Here is a 17,402-nt window from a genome sequence, read left to right as displayed (position 1 = left end):
CATGTAAAAACGAAACGATACGTATCGTTTCAATATATAGCAAAATTAATGAAAGCGCTATATTTCTACACTACATTTTCAACACAGAGTTTTAACACTAGGAATATCAAAACAAGATATATTGAAGGGAATAATTTAAAAATGAGACTTATATTGTATTAAATTTAAATAATGATATTTTTTTTGATTTTTACAAGAATTCTATTTAATAACAATAATTTTTTAAATCACACTTATAAAATAAGGAAAAATATGAATAAAAATAAAATATTAAGCGTAATTTCACTCACACTATTTATAATCGCTTGTAGTAAGCCACTCCCTATTGATAAAGCAAATTTTATTGGTGATTGGAAAAATGATGATCGTCAGGTGAGCTTAATCATTACACCTGAAGGACATGTTGAATACAGCAATAGACAACCAGGAAAAAGTACATCTATTTCTGCTTCAATCCAAGAGTTTAAAGATGATCATTTCAATGTTGGTTTGTGGCCACTATCAACTAAATTTAAAGTTAGTCAACCACCTATTCAAGATGAACAGGGCAATTGGCATACGACTGTGAATGGTTATGAGCTGAGTAAAACTCATTAATATGCTTTCAATCAACATACAAATTGAGTAATTCATTTTTCAACTCTTTTTAATTTGCTTAAAAATCAACCACAAAAAAAGAGATGCCTAAACATCTCTTTTTATCATCTTGACTCATCTGTATTTAGCCGTTTTATTTGCTTAGAGATCAGTGCCCTAGCTTTAGACTGATTTTTTATAAATACTGCATGATGGATGATGATTTTCTTGTAAACGTGCCACTTTACGGTGTTCCGCAGCTTCAAAACGACAACGTTTCCAATCATTATCTAAATCTAAAGATGGTACTTGTTGTGGCTTACCATTTTCATCCACAGCAACCATAGTGAAATAGCAACTGTTAGTATGGCGAATTGTTCGTTTACGAATATTTTGTGCTTCAACACGAATTCCAATTTCCATAGAAGTACGACCAACATGGTTCACACTTGCAAGAAAAGTTACCAACTCTCCAACATGAATCGGCTCTTTGAAATTCACTTTATCAACCGATAAAGTCACCACATAACAGCCTGAATAACGGCTTGCACATGCGTAAGCCACCTGATCGAGTAGCTTTAGAATCGTTCCCCCATGCACATTTCCAGAAAAGTTGGCCATATCAGGCGTCATTAATACAGACATGCTTAATTCAGACTGATCTTCAGTCGCAGGCGTCACGTGATCTAATTGAGGCATCGTTCTCGGCTCGGTTTAAAACAGGAGATTTACCGACTTATTATATAGCTTTTGATATAAAAAACATGATTTATTGCATAATTCATCATTATTCAAAATGATAGCAGACCACTTTGTCATTTTTTATTTTACATAGTGGTCTGATTATATTGATTAATTTTCACTCTCATCAATTTTTTTTAACATTTCAGCAGAAATATTGCAATAACTTAAAATCTTGGTTTCTGACAAACGTATTTGTAATTCATAAGATTGATCTTGATTAATCCTGACGACATCAAAAATAAGTTCTGGATGAGTTGCAAGTTTTACTTTATGACCAATTTCAAAAGTAGTCATGATATGCCTTCACTTAAACCTAATATTTTCATACAGATGTGATATACATCGTGTATCTACAATTTTTATTCAATCTTATTTTAACGAAAGTTAAAATCAAAAATATAATTTTGAAGAACTATTTTGAAATTTAAAAATCTTCTTTCATTTTTAAAATATAAAAATCAAGACACTACAAAATATATAAATCTTAGACTTAAAAAATTGGACATGTATCAAAATACATCAACAGCAAAACTAATGATTCATAAAAGTTTATTATTAATCAACATTGACACGTTGACCACTGAGTTGGTTTTTTTTTTGCATCATAACTGCCTCAATCACAGGCAATCTTTGCTGGGTGGCATCTATACCCGCCTGAATGGTGTCTTGGCGTCCCTTTACATCAAAAATATGTGCTTTTTCACGTAAATCAGGCTGAATCACAATATCAGCATTTTTCATTTCTTCTTCAGCTAAACGATTTTGCATAATATTAATATTTTGATTAAATAACCCCCAAATATTACTGGTTTCAGTATATGCAGGCTGGGCTAAAATATTCACTGCAATAATAATATCTGCTCCCAAATCTCGGGCGATATTGACAGGAACGGGGCTGACTAAACCTCCATCCACATACTCCTCACCACCAATGACCGTGGGTACAAACATACTTGGAATGGATACAGAAGCACGAACAGCTTGCCCTGTATTACCATGATTAAAAATCGTTTTTTTACCCGTTTTAAGCTCTGTAGCAACCACATACATTGGAATTTTTAATTTTTCTAAGGATTGATGCTTAACTTGTTCATTGACATAATCTTCAACTTTTTCACCATCAAAAAAGCCTTTTAAGCCAATTTTAAATTCACGGACATCGGCAACTTTCATATCTAAAGCAACATTGCGAAGTTTACTCGCAGACATTCCGCTCGCATACAATGAACCGACTATACTACCCGCACTTGTACCTACAATAAAATCAGGATGAATACCCTTTTTTTCTAAGACCTGAATGACACCAATATGCGCATATCCTCGTGCGCCACCACTACCAAGTACCAATGCAACAACTGGCTTCTCTCTCTGTTGAGCATGCTTAAAACGCTGATCTAATTTAGATGTTGCCTCTTGCGTACTTATTGACTCAATAGGCGTAATATTTAAAGTGTTTTGAACAGCCGCATACGAATGTACTGCCCCTAATAAGCCAACAATCAATATCAGTATTTTAGGTAATTGCATTTGTTCCACTTACACTTTTAATTAATCTATATCTAAACATAATTTGTTTATCGCTGTTGTTACTTTTATTTAAATGGTCATATTAAATACTTAAAATGATGGTAATTTGCTAAAAATTTATCCTTTTGAATCACCTAATTTTTTATACATTCAGTTCGTTCACAAATAAACTTACATAAAAAAGCCCTATAGGTCATAGGGCTTTTTTATACACACTTTTCAAACTGATATTTTATAGACTTGAGTATTTTAAACAAAAGTTTGAAAATCTAATTAAGCCATAAATTTCAAAATCATCTGAATCACAGTGGCATTAATCAAATCGACAAAAAATGCACCACAAAGCGGAACAATCAAAAATGCTTTATGTGAGGGTCCATACATATTTGTAATGGCTTGCATGTTTGCAACTGCTGTTGGTGTCGCCCCCATACCAAAACCACAATGACCTGCCGCCAATACTGCTGCATCGTAATTTTTGCCCATCACACGGAAGGTTACAAAGGCTGCATATAATGCCATTGTTAAAGTTTGTGCGGTCAAAATCACCACTAACGGACCTGCAAGATCGGCAAGTTGCCACAATTTCAACGACAACAACGCCATTGCTAAATATAATGACAATGCTGCATTTCCGAAAACATCAATCGCGCGATCAAACATTTTCACGCGTAATACACTTTCAAGAATATTACGTAGAATTACACCACCACCGAGCGCCCAAACAAATGTTGGTAACTCATACCACTGACCTTTGCTATAACCCGTCATAAAGTCTGCAAATGCAAGACAGGCAGCAAATAAACCAAGTGTTGTAATGGCATTATCGGCAGTAATTAAACGAACTTGATGCGGATATTCAAAAGGTACATATTCGCCTAGCTCATTGCTTTCATGTTGATTCTGAGCATTATTATCTTGATACGTTTTAGGATCAGATAGTTGGTAACGGTTGATCAGCAATTTTGCCAATGGACCACCAATAATACCACCAATAATCAAACCAAATGTTGCAGATGCCATGCCGAGTGCAAGCGCACCTTGAATGCCATGCTCAGTTTCAAGAATCGTGCCCCAAGCACCTGCCGTACCATGACCACCTGTCAGGGTAATTGAACCTGCGATTAGACCAATCAAGGGATCAAGCCCCATTAGTGTCGCAAGACTGATACCGACAAAGTTTTGCACCACAATAAAAGATGCAACACAGACAAGGAAAATTACCAAGCCTACGCCACCTTCTTTCAATTTAGCAAAGTTCGCACTTAAACCAATTGATGCAAAGAAAACCAACATGAAACTGGTTTGTAATTCACTGCTTGTAGTAACACTATAACCAAATAAGTTATGCACAAGTAATGAAACAACAGCTGCAACAAGACCACCTGCAACAGGTTCAGGAATGTTATATTTACGTAGAAAGTCAATATTATTGACTAAAAAACGCCCAAGCAATAACACAATTACTGCTGCAATAAGCGTATAAAATGCGTTAAAAGTAAATTCCATGATTACTTCCCTATGATGGAATACTTTTTGTTCTACAGTTCATTAAAAAAGGAATATAAATTCCCATACCTATTGAGCTAATACTTCAGCTTAAGTACAAAACCGTACAACAAAAAGTAGTTCGAAAAAGGATTTTTCCGCTGAATAATCAGCTACCATATAGTGCAAAGACGATGTGAATAGAGAAAATGCGAGGGGCGTTCATGGAGAGATTTCTCATGTAATTTATGAGTAAATTTTCATTGAGCCGCTAAAGATTATTCAAACAACTCAATAAAAATGGAGCCTCTGCATTGAATTTAACCCTGCATTGCCACCACACCATATAAAAAACGAATCAGTTTTGTATATTTGCAAATGCCTTAATTTAAACTCAATTAAAAAAGGCTTAAAGATATCTTTATTATGCCTTTTTTTACGCTTACATGCTTATTATTTTACAATTTCCATGATCAAGATACTTGATGCTAAACGTACATTCATTTTTCTAAAAAATATTTTGCGTAAAAAAACCAGAACATTACATTCTGGTTTTTAAAGATTGAATCATCGATTAGAAGTTATACTTCGCCATCAAACCAACACGATTATCTTTATATGATTTACCTGCAAAAGTATCACGCTTACCATTGATATATTCCACGCCTAAATCAATCGGTTTAGCTGGTGAATAAATCATATTTAACCATGCTTGTTGTACTTTTTCATTTGCATCAGCATTTGATGCAGCTTTTGCATAATCAGTACTATCATCAGCAAATAATGCGCCATATGCTAAAGTTGAACGTAGGTTCGGTAAAATTTTATATGTTGCACCGACCTGAACTGCAGTAAATTCGTTTTGTTCAATATCACCGTTTACAACAGAAAATGCTGAGTTACTACCATATAAATAGTTGCTATTACCTACTGCATAAGAAGCATCAGCAAATAATTTTAAATCATCTGTAACTTTAAAATCTGTACCTGCTGCAACGCCCCAACCTGTTTGGTTGTCATCTGCAGAATCTGATTTATAGTTTTCAATCATTACACGACCAGATGCACTACCACGACCTTCGGCATAACCTTGTACAACTTTTGCCGTTAACACTGGTAAGCTATATTTAATTGCTGTACCTGAGCTATTACCCTCTTCTGCTGCAACAAAAATTTTAGTGGCTGGTGCTAAATTATATGAATAACGAACCTGTGGAATACGTGTTGTACCACCTCCAAGATTTGTTGCAAAGTCAATCATTTCTGGTGCATGACCCGCTAAGAAATTTGAAGTTGTTTGACCAAATAACCAATTGTTATACGTTAAATATGCATGGCGAATACGTAATGCTTCGTTAGTCCCTGCAAAATCAACCTCAACCTTACCACCGACTTTTGCATCGCCGACTGGGGTATCAAAATCTAAACCTAAACGTGTTGTCTTTGCAGTCGCACGAAGTTTATCTTGAGCTTCACCTTTACTTTTACTTACAGCGTTGAAGTCATCATCCGCACCTTCAATAATATAGTTTGCATCACCACGGACAAAACCATACAAATTAACATTTGCACCATTTTTAGATTTCAATCCAGCCAATGGCGTAATAACCGCAGGCTGTACCTTTACGTCAGCTAAAATAACTTGTTGCTGCTGTTGGATTTGTTGCTGTTGTTGAACCAATGCTTTAAGCGCTTGTACCTCTTCACGAAGTTGCTTCACTTCTGCATCTGATGCAGCATTTGCAGATGTCATCATCAACGCAGTTACAGCGACAGCTAAACCCTGTTGAAAAAAAGATTTACGGCTAATAATTTGACCCATGAAACATTCCTCGTCTTTATAAAATATAAACATCCGTGCGATATGATTTTTAAAACCTGTATATGACTAAAAATCATTTTTTTTGTTTTGATCAGGCAGTACATAAGAGTGACTGCATAAATAAAAACAAAACACCAATGTGTGTTGCTGAATTATGTAAGCATTGATATTAAGTTAAAACATAAAAGTAACATTTTGTGTATAAACCCTACACAGTTGTAATCTAGCTTAACTAAACTGCTTAATTAAAATCAGTTTTACCGAATGAAAAGTTATTTTCAATTCTTTTTTCAGATTAACTTTTCTATAATCCTTATATAGTCGGGCGCTTAGCAAATTTTCTAAATTTTATTTTTTCAATATATGCGACCATTGTATATATGGAAAAATCACATTTTTAGGCAAACCGTACTGAGTATTCTCTAATAAGACTTAACTCTTGCTTAGAGCCAAGCCTTATTTATTTCAAATAAGCACTCAAACGGTCAAATTTAATTGCTTTTCGACAGCAAAGATAGCTATCAACCCTGACAATGTGAACAACACCATCAACACAGCCATATTCAATATGACGTCCCAAAAAAGAAAGTTTAAAATGATCCCACCAATCAAACCACAAGCAAATTGAGCACTGCCCATGATTGCACTTGCAGTACCTGCACGAGCACCTTGTTGTGCCATTGCAATCGCCATTGCATTGGGTCCTGTAAAACCAATACCAGAAACAGCAAGAAACATACCAAGCATAACCAAAGCCATGGGTGCTAAGTATAAAAAACCCGCTATAAGTAAAATAATTGCACCACTCACTTGAATCCACCCGCCGATTTTTAAACGCTGAAACACGCTAAAGCGTCGAGCTAATTGCTTATTACATGCAGAAATTAAAATAATCCCCATTGCATTTAGAGCAAAGGCGAAAGCGAACTGTTTTTGCGTTAAACCATAACCATCCATGAAAACAGCAGACGCAGAACTGATATAACAAAATAAAGATGCCCCACTTAAGCAACCTGCCAACATAGGTAAACGAAAGCTCTTATCTTGTAAAATACTGCTATACAGAATCAACACTTGTTTGAAGTTTAATTTTAGGCGATTTTCAACTTTCAGCGTTTCATCAAAAAAGAAATGCACACACAGCAAACAAATCAATCCTATGATTGAAAGTAAGATAAAAATGCCCTGCCATTCAAAATACTGCAACATCACTGCACCAATCACAGGTGCCATAACAGGTGCAACCCCCATCACGATCATCATTTGAGCAAAGGCTTGTGCAGAACTTTGTACATCCAAACAATCTCGAATGGCAGCACGTGCCATCACGACACCGACGCATCCACCGAGTGCTTGTAATATTCTTGCTGCAATCAGCGACCAATGATCAGGTGCCAATATGCACAATAGACTTGCTACTGCATATAGTGCCATTCCAAAATACAGAGGTTTTTTACGCCCAATTCGATCACTAATTGGACCATAAATCAGCTGACCAATCGCCAAGCCCATAAAATATGCAGGCAAGGTATTGGCAATTTGTAAAGTGCTGACCTGAAAGTCTTCAGCCATTTGTGGTAAGGCTGGCAAATACATATCAATGGATAAAGGACCCAATGATGTAAATAATGCCAATAGCATGATCCAAAAAATTGAATAGGGCTTCCCAATGTTTTTTTCTGACATATGCTTATTTCAATTATAAATATCGAACAGAGCAGACAAGTTTACACACTCCATAGTATGATTTCACCTACAGAAAAGTGAATATTCACGCTTAAAATTGAATAGTGATACGGCTAAAATCCACCTGACCTGTATAAGGACTCGCGCTTGAACCCCTTGCTGGAAAAACTGCGTAAAGCGACCTATAACACGACATTTATGTATAACTTGCGAATGATTATTGCTTTCGCAGGTACTGCATTTATCCCCTATTTTTTAGATCATCAAATTATGACTATTCCACTCACTTTGGGTGTAGTTGCAGCAGGTTTAAGTGACATTGATGATCGCTTTTCTGTACGGATTTTGAATCAAGTTTATACTTATATTGGATTTTTTATTACCGCCGTATCAGTCCATCTTTTATTTCCTTACCCCATCATATTTGCTTTAGGATTGATTGTTTCCTGTATTGGCTGGATTTTGCTTGGTTCACTCGGTAGACGTTATGCCACTATTTCTTATGGTTGTTTAGTTGTTTCAGTCTACTCAATGCTTGGTGTACATTTATTTGAACACTGGTATTCACAGCCACTCTTACTCGTTATTGGAGCAATGTGGTACGGTCTAATCTCAACCATCAGTTTTTTATTGTTTCCTGTTCGTCAGGTGCAAGACAAACTTGCTCAATGTTATTCAGCGCTTGGTAATTTCCTATTTTCAAAATCGAATCTATTTGATGTCGATATGACACCTGAAAGTTATCAGCAAAGTATGATTGGACTCTCGATGGAAAATGGCAAGCTCATTGCTCTTTTTAATGAACTGCGGACGGCATTGTTGACCCGCCTTAAAGGTGACCGAGGACAAAGAGATACCCGCCGTAGCTTACAGTATTATTTTGTCGCACAAGATATTCATGAACGGGCTGATTCCTCACATATTGATTATCAAAAATTAGCAAAAGTATTTGAACACAGCGATATTCTGTTTCGTTTTCAACGTATTTTGTCCTTGCAAGGAAAAACCTGTAACGACCTCGCAGAGAGTATTCTACATCGTACAACATACAGTCATAGTAACCGTGTTGAGCATGCTTTCAAAAACTTACGTAAATCTTTAGAAAAACTTCGCCAAGATCAACAATATGATCCCGTGTGGATTAATGCTCTCTTTTCACTCTATCAAAACTTAAAATCGATTGATGCTCAACTACGTAATGTTGAAACCATTCGTAATTTAACCGTCGAAAAAGACAAGCATATTGAAAATCAATTACGTGACGATGACCTCAAAGGTTGGGATGATGTAATTTCTAGAGTCAAACAACATCTAACGCCTGAATCGGTTCTCTTTAGGCATGCCATTCGTGTTTCTATTGTTTTATTTATTGGCTATGTCTTTGTTCAACTGACTAATATCCAATATGGCTATTGGGTATTACTTACGGCTCTGTTTGTCAGCCAACCTAACTTTAACGCCACCAAACGCCGACTACGTTTACGTATTTTAGGCACACTTGGGGGAATTATTGCAGGCTATGCCATTCTATTTTTTGTACCATCCATTGAAGGACAACTACTTCTACTGGTCATCAGTGGCGTATTATTTTTTGAATTACGTAGTAAACAATATGCACAAGCAACCGCCTTTATTACCGTGTTGGCACTCATTAATTTCAATTTAGATGGTATTGGTCTAACTGCAGCATGGCCTCGCATGGTTGATACAATTTTAGGTTGTGCTTTAGCATGGTTTGGTGTCAGCTTTATTTTCCCTGACTGGAAATTCCGTCGCTTGCCTCGCACCATTCAACGCTCTCTTGAAGCCCAATGTGCCTATTTAAATGTAGTGATTCAACAGTATCATCATGGTCGGCAAAATAGTTTAAATTATCGTGTAGTTCGCCGTGCAGCGCACAATACCGATGCTGATGTCGCATCACTCATTTCAACCCTTGCTACCGAACCTGATTTTGATCCTGTACAAAAGGCACAAGCCTTTGAGTTTTTATGCCTAAATCATACTTTTATTAGCTATATTGCGGCTTTGGGTGCACATCGAGAAAAAATAGAAGATCCTGAAATATTGGCATTACTTGACACTGCTTTAGATGATATTCAAGGTGCACTATTACATGATGAGGTTCCTGATTTGACCACGCACAATATGCTACAAAGCATTCGTTTACGTTTAAATCAATCAGATGAAAACTCAGAAAAATCCTTAATAATTTTGCAGCAACTCTCGTTAATGTTTAGTATCTTGCGACAACTCAGTACCTTAAAGCAAAGCCTGAGCCATGACCGAGATAATCATTCAACGGAACTGGCTTCATTATAAGTGAAAACACACCTAATTCATCACACTCAAAATCGTACATGGCGCAAGCATATAAACGATTAAATTGAATGGTAAATTGGTACAATATACTCACTGATTGTATTGTTTTAATGCTAAACTCTGCTCAGTTTTACATATTATTTTTTGACACTATGACCGCAAAAAACGTTTACGCCTACACACTGCAACCTGTTCCTTATGAAGTTTCTGAAGAAGAACAGCGTTATGCCCAACTGATGATTTGGCGCAGTACCAACAAAATTGGGATGAAAGCATGGGCTATTATGGCTGTGGTTACAGCCATTTCCATTCTCGGTTTATTGTTCATCAAAAACTATTCAACTGTGATTTTCTGGGTTGCATTAGCCTGTGTTGCTATTTATCTCTTAGTTCGAAAATTCGGTCTAGAATGGTACGTAAAACGTAAAATGAATGAATTTCCTGCGCAGGAAATTAAAGGTATTCAGCTTGGTGTACAACCTCATGGTATCGTGATGCGTCAACAAATGGGCGCCCAACAAGGTGTTGCAACGATTGGTTGGAAAGATATTTATGAATGGTACAACGCACCCGATTTTATGTTGGTCAATTTCAAAATTAAAGATCAACAAGGTGCATACATCTTACCAAAACGTATGAATAGCAAAAACTTTCCTTTTGAAACGATACGCAAACATTTAAAAGAAAGTGTGGGTGAAGCAAAACCCCTTTAAGCATTTATGATGTTAAAAATCCTCCCTTTGTGGAGGATTTTTATATTATACGTCCCATTCTATATAAATTTATACCTATGTATCTTAGTTAAATACCACAACAACCTACTCAATTCGCTTTAAAGTTAGAACAGAACAATAAAAACATGAACAGTAATGATAATGAGAATAAATATTATATGAGAATCCATTTTTTCTACTAATTCTTAAGCTATAATTCTGCACGACAAAACTCAGCCTGACATTCATCATGTTTAAAAAAACATTTTTCCAGATTCACTGGTTTTTAGGGATCACTGCGGGACTTATTCTGTCTATCATGGGCGTAACAGGTGCTATTTATTCCTACGAACAACAAATTACCCGATGGCTTAATCCAGACAGTTATACTGTTCAGGTTGAAAATAAAGCTAAAATGACGCCTGCGGAATTGTATCAACACTTCCAAAGCACACAACCTGAAATGAAGATCAACAGTATCACTATTGCCAAAGCTGCTGAAGAATCTTCAACCATTAACTATGCCAAAGAAGGTGCCCGTCGTGGTGCGACTTTAATGGTCAATCCTTATACTGCGGCAACACTTCCCGAAGTTAAAGGCAAAGATTTTTTCCAATTTATTCAGCAACTCCATCGTAATTTAACTGTCGGCCCTGTCGGTAAACAAATTACTGGTGCATCTACATTAATGCTGATTTTCTTTGTACTCAGTGGTTTGTACTTACGTTGGCCTAAAAAACATTCTTTTAAACAATGGTTTGTCATTAAGCCAAAACTTAAAGGTCGTAATTTCCTTTGGGATTTACATGCCGTTGTTGGTACTTGGGTCGTAATTTTCTATCTATTATTGGCATGTACAGGATTATATTGGTCGTATGACTGGTGGCGTAGCGGCATGTTTAAGGTGATGGGCGTTGAACAGCCTAAACCTGAAATGCAAGCTACTGCTGGTGGTGAAGGGCAAAAACGTGCTCAAGGTGAGAATAACAATCCACAATCACAAGAAAATCGTGGACAACGTGTTGAACGCACTCAAGGTGATGCCCCAAATTCACAACAAGTTCGTGGGCAAGATGCTGAACGAAATATAGATTCATCTAAATCTGAGAAAAAAGGCTTAAAACCAGAACAGATTAATCTTGCTCTAACACAAAGTTGGACAGGCTTTAATTCTAAAATTGGTCGAGATTATTCAAGTGCGACATTAAGTATTCCAAAAAAAGCAGATGGACAAATGGAAATTTCATTTGTTGATGCCACTCCTCAGCATGAACGTGCACGCAATAAAGCGACCTTTAACTATCAAACCAATCAAATTGAAAAGCTTGATTTGTATGAAGATAAAAAGCTTAATGAAAAAATCATGGGCAGTATGCTTCCTGTACATCGAGGTAGTTTTTTTGGCCCAGTCTACCAATTCATTGCTATGCTTGCAGCACTTGCAATGCCGTTATTCTTTGTAACAGGTTGGATGCTTTACCTTAAACGTCGTAAGCAAAAAAAATTAACGCTTGCAGCAAAAGGTGGTATTACTGGACAAGGTCTTACACAAAATATTGACCCAAATGCAACACCTTGGCTCATTGCTTATGCAACACAAACCGGTGTTGCTGAACAATTGGCTTGGCGTACTGCAATAAGTTTACAAGAAGCAAAGCAACCGACGATTGTAAAAGCTGTACAGCAATTGACGGTTGATGATCTAATGCAAAATAGCCAAATTCTGTTCATTGCAAGTACTTATGGTACGGGTGAAGCACCTGATCTTGCATCAGTATTTGAAAAAAAAATATTGAGTCAAAAACTTGATCTCAGCCACCTCAAATTTGCTGTTTTGGCACTTGGTTCAAAAGAATATCCAGATAGTTATTGCTTATTTGGTCATCGCATTGCCAAATGGTTAAAAGATAATGGTGCTACAGCTTTATTTGAAACCATTGAAGTTAATAACAGTAATAATGATGACATTCAACGTTGGAATACAGCACTAACAGCAAGCACACAACTTGATTTACAAACGATGTCGATTGATAAAGTTTTTGATCAATGGAAGCTGACACAATGTAAATTGCTCAATCCAAATAGTTTGGGTGAACCTGCCTATCATATTGAGCTACAAGCGCATCATGATGTGACTTGGCAAGCTGGTGATATTGCTGAAATTCAACCAGGTAATAGCCAAAATCGTATTGATCACTTCCTGAAATCACAAAGTATTTCTGGTGATACTATCGTACCATCATTACAAATGATGCTTGCACAAGCACTATGGAATCGTGACTTAACGGTTACCATCCAGCCTTTCCAAAATGTCGAACAACTGCTTACTCAACTACCAGCCTTACCAAGCCGAGAATACTCCATCGCAAGTATTCCTGAGCAACATCGTTTAGCTTTAGTTGTACGTCAGCAACGTGATGCTCAAGGTGAATTGGGGCTTGGCTCAGGATGGTTAACACAACATGTATCTGTAAAAGATACGGTTGCTTTGCGTATTCGCAGTAATGAATCCTTTCACCTCATCACCGATGATCGTCCAATTATTTGTATTGGTAATGGTACGGGTATTGCGGGCTTACTTAGTCTACTCTCTGCACGTGCGCATTTAGGCTATACAGAGAATTGGCTCATTTTCGGTGAACGCCAACATAATGTTGATTACTTCTTTAAAGACACCATTCAAGCTTGGCAAAACACTGCTATGCTGAAACGTCTTGATCTTGCATTCTCTCGAGATCAAGAGGAAAAAATCTATGTCCATCATAAACTTCGTCAAAATGCAGATGAATTAAAACAATGGATTAGCAATGGCGCAGTGATTTATGTTTGCGGTAGTATTCAAGGTATGGCGACGGATGTCGATCATGCTCTGAATGATATTTTAGGCGCTGATCTGATCGATGAACTTCGTCAACAAGGGCGTTATCGCAGAGATGTCTATTAATTAATATGCTTTAATCTTTATTAATTTAAATATTTACATCTGACAAAATAACAAACGGGCAAATTGCCCGTTTGTTATTATTTTTAATATCCGTTTTGATCAATTATTTTCACAATAAAAATCAACCAAATTAAACATGAAAAAATACATAAGACGACGTAAACTTAAACAACTCAGAATACATACCCATTTTTTTGAATATGCAAACAAAAATATTCCGTCTACTTTTACTTATTATCGGTCTTGTGCTCTTTCTTGATGGTTTTATTCTATTTTTATTCAAAAAACTGCATTTAGGAACCATTATCCCTCTTTTGGTAGGTATTGTTTTTATCGGCACTGCATTGGCTTGGCACAAAATTCAAAATTATTTAAATCAACACGCACGACTACGACATTTTTGGCATATAGGTTGGATCGGATTTATAATATGGTGCATCAGTCTTGCAGGATTTTTTTTATATATTCATCGCTCCAATTTGCAACCTACAATACATCAACCCGTACAAGCAATCATTGTACTTGGTAGCGGAATCACACAAGGAAAACCTTCAGCAGCATTGGTAGCCCGTTTAGACAGTGCAGCGAGCTTTGCAAAACAACAAGCGAATATTCCGATTATTGTCAGTGGTGGTCTAGATTATGGTGAAACCATCACTGAAGCTGAAGCAATGGCAAAGTACCTACAAGAACAACATGCCATTTCGACACAGCGTATTTTATTGGAAGATCAGAGTACGAGTACCGAATTGAATTTAAAAAATAGCCAAGCCATTCTTAAACAACATCACTTGAGTCTACAACAACCCATTGCGATTGTCACAAGTGATTTTCATACATTACGTGCAGAAGCAATCGCGCATAAACAAGGTTATAGCAACGTCTTGATGATCTCTGCACCAACCCCACTGAGCATACGTTATAATGCATGGTTCAGAGAGTATTTTGCTTATTTAAGCGGTTGGTTGCTCAATGAATACTAATTGAATTGCCTCATTTCATCTTAACTGCTGACTTTTTCATGAAGGCGAATTTTACGTGGCAATGGCACTGAACCACTTTTAAATATATTTGGCGTGGTCAGTTGCACATGATAAAGATATTTTTTCAAATCTATGAGAAACTTATCCCCTGAAACCAGAACATTTTGTCCTTCTGGGGTTAAGTTAATAGATAAAATTTTGTCATTTTCACGAATAAATGGAATCATTTTTTCTACAAACTGAATCAATGCAATTTCTTCTACTTGGTAGTTTTCCCAATTACCTTTTTGTAATAGTTGCGCAAGCGATTTAGATTGCCAAACAGCTAACGTTTGCTGTCCTGATGGGGTCGCACATAGTGCCCAACCATCTTGATAAAGTGCGTATACTTTACCTTGTTGAACAATATTTTCGATAAAAAGACGATATTGATCTGTAGCACTATTATTCTTTTGTGTCGCATTTAACGCAGCCTTGCGTTGATAAGGATTTCTCATAACCATGGCTTATAATTAAAATTATAAAGTGAGTTTATCTAAAAATAACGATAAGGTATAGCAATGACAGATAAGAATATAAAATTAGATGATTTAAATTTAAAATATAACGGGGGAATATTAAAATATGGTGGGCGCTGACGGGATCGAACCGCCGACATTCTGCTTGTAAGGCAGACGCTCTACCAACTGAGCTAAGCGCCCTGATCGTAATAAAACTACATTGCGTAAGTTTTATCTTTTTGCAAATATCTTAATTTCAGGACTTAAGATAAATGGCGCAGCGGACGGGACTCGAACCCGCGACCCTCGGCGTGACAGGCCGATATTCTAACCAACTGAACTACCGCTGCACGGTATATGGTGGGCGCTGACGGGATCGAACCGCCGACATTCTGCTTGTAAGGCAGACGCTCTACCAACTGAGCTAAGCGCCCTTCATAGGGGTAAACATTCGATTTTAAGGATGGCGCAGCGGACGGGACTCGAACCCGCGACCCTCGGCGTGACAGGCCGATATTCTAACCAACTGAACTACCGCTGCATCACAAAAAATCTGGTGGGCGCTGACGGGATCGAACCGCCGACATTCTGCTTGTAAGGCAGACGCTCTACCAACTGAGCTAAGCGCCCTTAAAAGTTCTACTATGTAAATGGCGCAGCGGACGGGACTCGAACCCGCGACCCTCGGCGTGACAGGCCGATATTCTAACCAACTGAACTACCGCTGCATTACATAATATTGCTATTAAAGTACAAACAATGTGTTATCTGAATTAAATGGCGCAGCGGACGGGACTCGAACCCGCGACCCTCGGCGTGACAGGCCGATATTCTAACCAACTGAACTACCGCTGCACTTAAAACATTTAACGTAAAGACTTGGTGGGCGCTGACGGGATCGAACCGCCGACATTCTGCTTGTAAGGCAGACGCTCTACCAACTGAGCTAAGCGCCCTTTACGACTTCATCGCTTGTGTGGTGCATTATAGAGAAACTTCACAGCCTGTCAAACGCTTTTCATGAAGAAATTGCGTTTTCACGCTCGAGTGATTAAAAAATAGATTATTTTCATTAAAAATGGTGTTTTTTGTATGTTTTTTATCTATTTAAAGATAAGGAATTAATCGATCCATATTTCAATTTTCAATTTTATGCTCAGACAAATATACTAAATCCCCTTCTTTCACCCACTCAAACAGTTCTTCAAGCGGTGTTGTATGCATGCGAATACAACCATGTGAGCGTGGAATACCCATCGGTTCACTCTCAGGTGTACCATGAATGTAAATATATCGGTTAAATGTATCGCAACCTTCTCCCTTGTTAAATCCTTCTTCCAAACCACTGAGCCATAAAATACGAGTCAAAATCCAATCTCGTTCGGGATTCGCGGCACCAAACTCAACAGAATAAATTTCCCCTGTCATTTGACGCGCTTTAAATACAGCATTGGATGGCGCATCTGCACCAATTTTTTTTTCTATACGATGCCAACCTCTAGGTGTTTTACCAGTATTTTCAATTTCACCAATTCCATTAAGTCCCGTTGATACGGTGTAAAACTTATTATGTTTCGGTAATGAAAGCGTTTGTGAGGCTAAATCGATAATAATATCGGCTTGCTCTATGGAATACATATTTTCTCTCTTTATTGTGTTTATCTCGTTTACCTGACTATTTTCATAACTTAATTTGGCAAATGTTCTTTATTTGGATTCAGTCGTTGCTTCTGGTTCAGGACGCATCCAAAGCCAAATAGCCACACTGAGCATGATAAGATCCGTAAATACTTTTACAGCAATCGGTGCATTGGTAAGTAACATCATGATGCCACTAATCAACATCATGATACTTGCAATCCACTTCGCTTTACGAGGGACTGTACCATTTGCACGCCATGCACGTAAGGTTGCACCGTACTTGGGATGGTTCATTAACCATGTATCCACCTGAGGCCATCCTTTAGATGCTGCCCAAGCTGCTAAGATCAAGAAAACCGTTGTCGGCATACCCGGCAATAACGCACCTATAAATCCGAGTATTATAAATAGAATGACTAGACTTCGCCAAAACACGATTCTCATACAGCAACCCAT

At 37.3% G+C, this 17,402-nt stretch carries 14 protein-coding genes and 8 tRNA genes; 5 read left to right on the top strand and 17 right to left on the bottom strand.

Translation table 11 applies throughout. The features are described 5' to 3' along the window. The first annotated feature begins 252 nt into the window (after positions 1–252). Complete coding sequence (locus FW754_RS03835) at positions 253–597, top strand: hypothetical protein (protein WP_409512809.1); 345 nt, start codon at positions 253–255, stop codon at positions 595–597. Positions 598–759: 162 nt separating this feature from the next. On the opposite strand, the gene FW754_RS03830 is transcribed toward FW754_RS03835, so the two are convergent. From FW754_RS03830 to FW754_RS03805, 6 genes are all read right to left on the bottom strand, one after another. Continuing rightward, positions 760–1,275, bottom strand: a complete 516-nt coding sequence (locus tag FW754_RS03830) for an acyl-CoA thioesterase (RefSeq protein ID WP_446323916.1) — start codon at positions 1,273–1,275, stop codon at positions 760–762. Between the two features lie 153 nt (positions 1,276–1,428). Then, a complete protein-coding gene (locus FW754_RS03825; RefSeq protein ID WP_446323915.1) occupies positions 1,429–1,614 on the bottom strand; it encodes a hypothetical protein in 186 nt (61 codons plus the stop codon). 261 nt (positions 1,615–1,875) lie between these two features. After that, complete coding sequence (locus FW754_RS03820) at positions 1,876–2,856, bottom strand: patatin-like phospholipase family protein (protein WP_419349690.1); 981 nt, start codon at positions 2,854–2,856, stop codon at positions 1,876–1,878. 264 nt (positions 2,857–3,120) lie between these two features. Then, complete coding sequence (gene gltS / locus FW754_RS03815) at positions 3,121–4,356, bottom strand: sodium/glutamate symporter (RefSeq protein ID WP_409512805.1); 1,236 nt, start codon at positions 4,354–4,356, stop codon at positions 3,121–3,123. Between the two features lie 553 nt (positions 4,357–4,909). Further along, complete coding sequence (locus FW754_RS03810; RefSeq protein WP_409512804.1) at positions 4,910–6,157, bottom strand: DcaP family trimeric outer membrane transporter; 1,248 nt, start codon at positions 6,155–6,157, stop codon at positions 4,910–4,912. A 477-nt stretch (positions 6,158–6,634) separates the two neighbouring features. Continuing rightward, positions 6,635–7,843, bottom strand: a complete 1,209-nt coding sequence (locus tag FW754_RS03805; RefSeq protein WP_446323914.1) for a multidrug effflux MFS transporter — start codon at positions 7,841–7,843, stop codon at positions 6,635–6,637. Positions 7,844–7,990: 147 nt separating this feature from the next. Between FW754_RS03805 and yccS the strand changes: the two genes are divergently transcribed. The 4 genes from yccS (at position 7,991) to FW754_RS03785 (ending at position 14,805) form a co-directional block, all read left to right on the top strand. Beyond that, positions 7,991–10,165 carry a YccS family putative transporter gene (gene yccS, locus FW754_RS03800; protein ID WP_446323913.1) on the top strand — a complete coding sequence of 725 codons (2,175 nt, stop codon included), beginning with the start codon at positions 7,991–7,993 and terminating at the stop codon, positions 10,163–10,165. Positions 10,166–10,317: 152 nt separating this feature from the next. Further along, entirely contained in the window at positions 10,318–10,878 is a 561-nt protein-coding gene (locus FW754_RS03795) for a hypothetical protein (protein ID WP_409512801.1), read from the top strand. Between the two features lie 250 nt (positions 10,879–11,128). After that, entirely contained in the window at positions 11,129–13,822 is a 2,694-nt protein-coding gene (locus FW754_RS03790; RefSeq protein ID WP_446323912.1) for a PepSY domain-containing protein, read from the top strand. Between the two features lie 200 nt (positions 13,823–14,022). Next, positions 14,023–14,805 (top strand): YdcF family protein, encoded by a 783-nt coding sequence (locus tag FW754_RS03785; protein ID WP_446323911.1) that lies wholly within the window; start codon positions 14,023–14,025, stop codon positions 14,803–14,805. Positions 14,806–14,825: 20 nt separating this feature from the next. Here FW754_RS03785 and FW754_RS03780 read toward each other — a convergent pair whose 3' ends face one another. From FW754_RS03780 to FW754_RS03730, 11 genes are all read right to left on the bottom strand, one after another. Further along, positions 14,826–15,302, bottom strand: coding sequence for a DUF2750 domain-containing protein (locus FW754_RS03780; protein ID WP_446323910.1), 477 nt, complete (start codon positions 15,300–15,302; stop codon positions 14,826–14,828). A 128-nt stretch (positions 15,303–15,430) separates the two neighbouring features. Continuing rightward, positions 15,431–15,506: transfer RNA gene (locus FW754_RS03775), tRNA-Val, on the bottom strand. Positions 15,507–15,578: 72 nt separating this feature from the next. Continuing rightward, positions 15,579–15,655 (bottom strand) — tRNA-Asp (locus tag FW754_RS03770). Positions 15,656–15,663: 8 nt separating this feature from the next. Then, positions 15,664–15,739 (bottom strand) — tRNA-Val (locus FW754_RS03765). Positions 15,740–15,769: 30 nt separating this feature from the next. Next, positions 15,770–15,846 (bottom strand) — tRNA-Asp (locus tag FW754_RS03760). Between the two features lie 13 nt (positions 15,847–15,859). Beyond that, a tRNA-Val gene (locus FW754_RS03755) sits at positions 15,860–15,935 on the bottom strand. Positions 15,936–15,956: 21 nt separating this feature from the next. Then, positions 15,957–16,033 (bottom strand) — tRNA-Asp (locus FW754_RS03750). A 50-nt stretch (positions 16,034–16,083) separates the two neighbouring features. Then, positions 16,084–16,160, bottom strand: a tRNA-Asp gene (locus FW754_RS03745). Positions 16,161–16,185: 25 nt separating this feature from the next. Continuing rightward, a tRNA-Val gene (locus FW754_RS03740) sits at positions 16,186–16,261 on the bottom strand. Positions 16,262–16,442: 181 nt separating this feature from the next. Further along, complete coding sequence (elsL, locus tag FW754_RS03735) at positions 16,443–16,943, bottom strand: cell wall-recycling L,D-carboxypeptidase ElsL (RefSeq protein WP_446323909.1); 501 nt, start codon at positions 16,941–16,943, stop codon at positions 16,443–16,445. Between the two features lie 69 nt (positions 16,944–17,012). Then, positions 17,013–17,390, bottom strand: a complete 378-nt coding sequence (locus tag FW754_RS03730) for a YbaN family protein (RefSeq protein ID WP_409511214.1) — start codon at positions 17,388–17,390, stop codon at positions 17,013–17,015. Positions 17,391–17,402: the final 12 nt, after the last annotated feature.

This window comes from Acinetobacter sp. 1207_04 (genome assembly GCF_052850415.1).
Note: the sequence above shows the minus strand (reverse complement) of the source record. Positions and strands in the feature narration are given on the sequence as shown.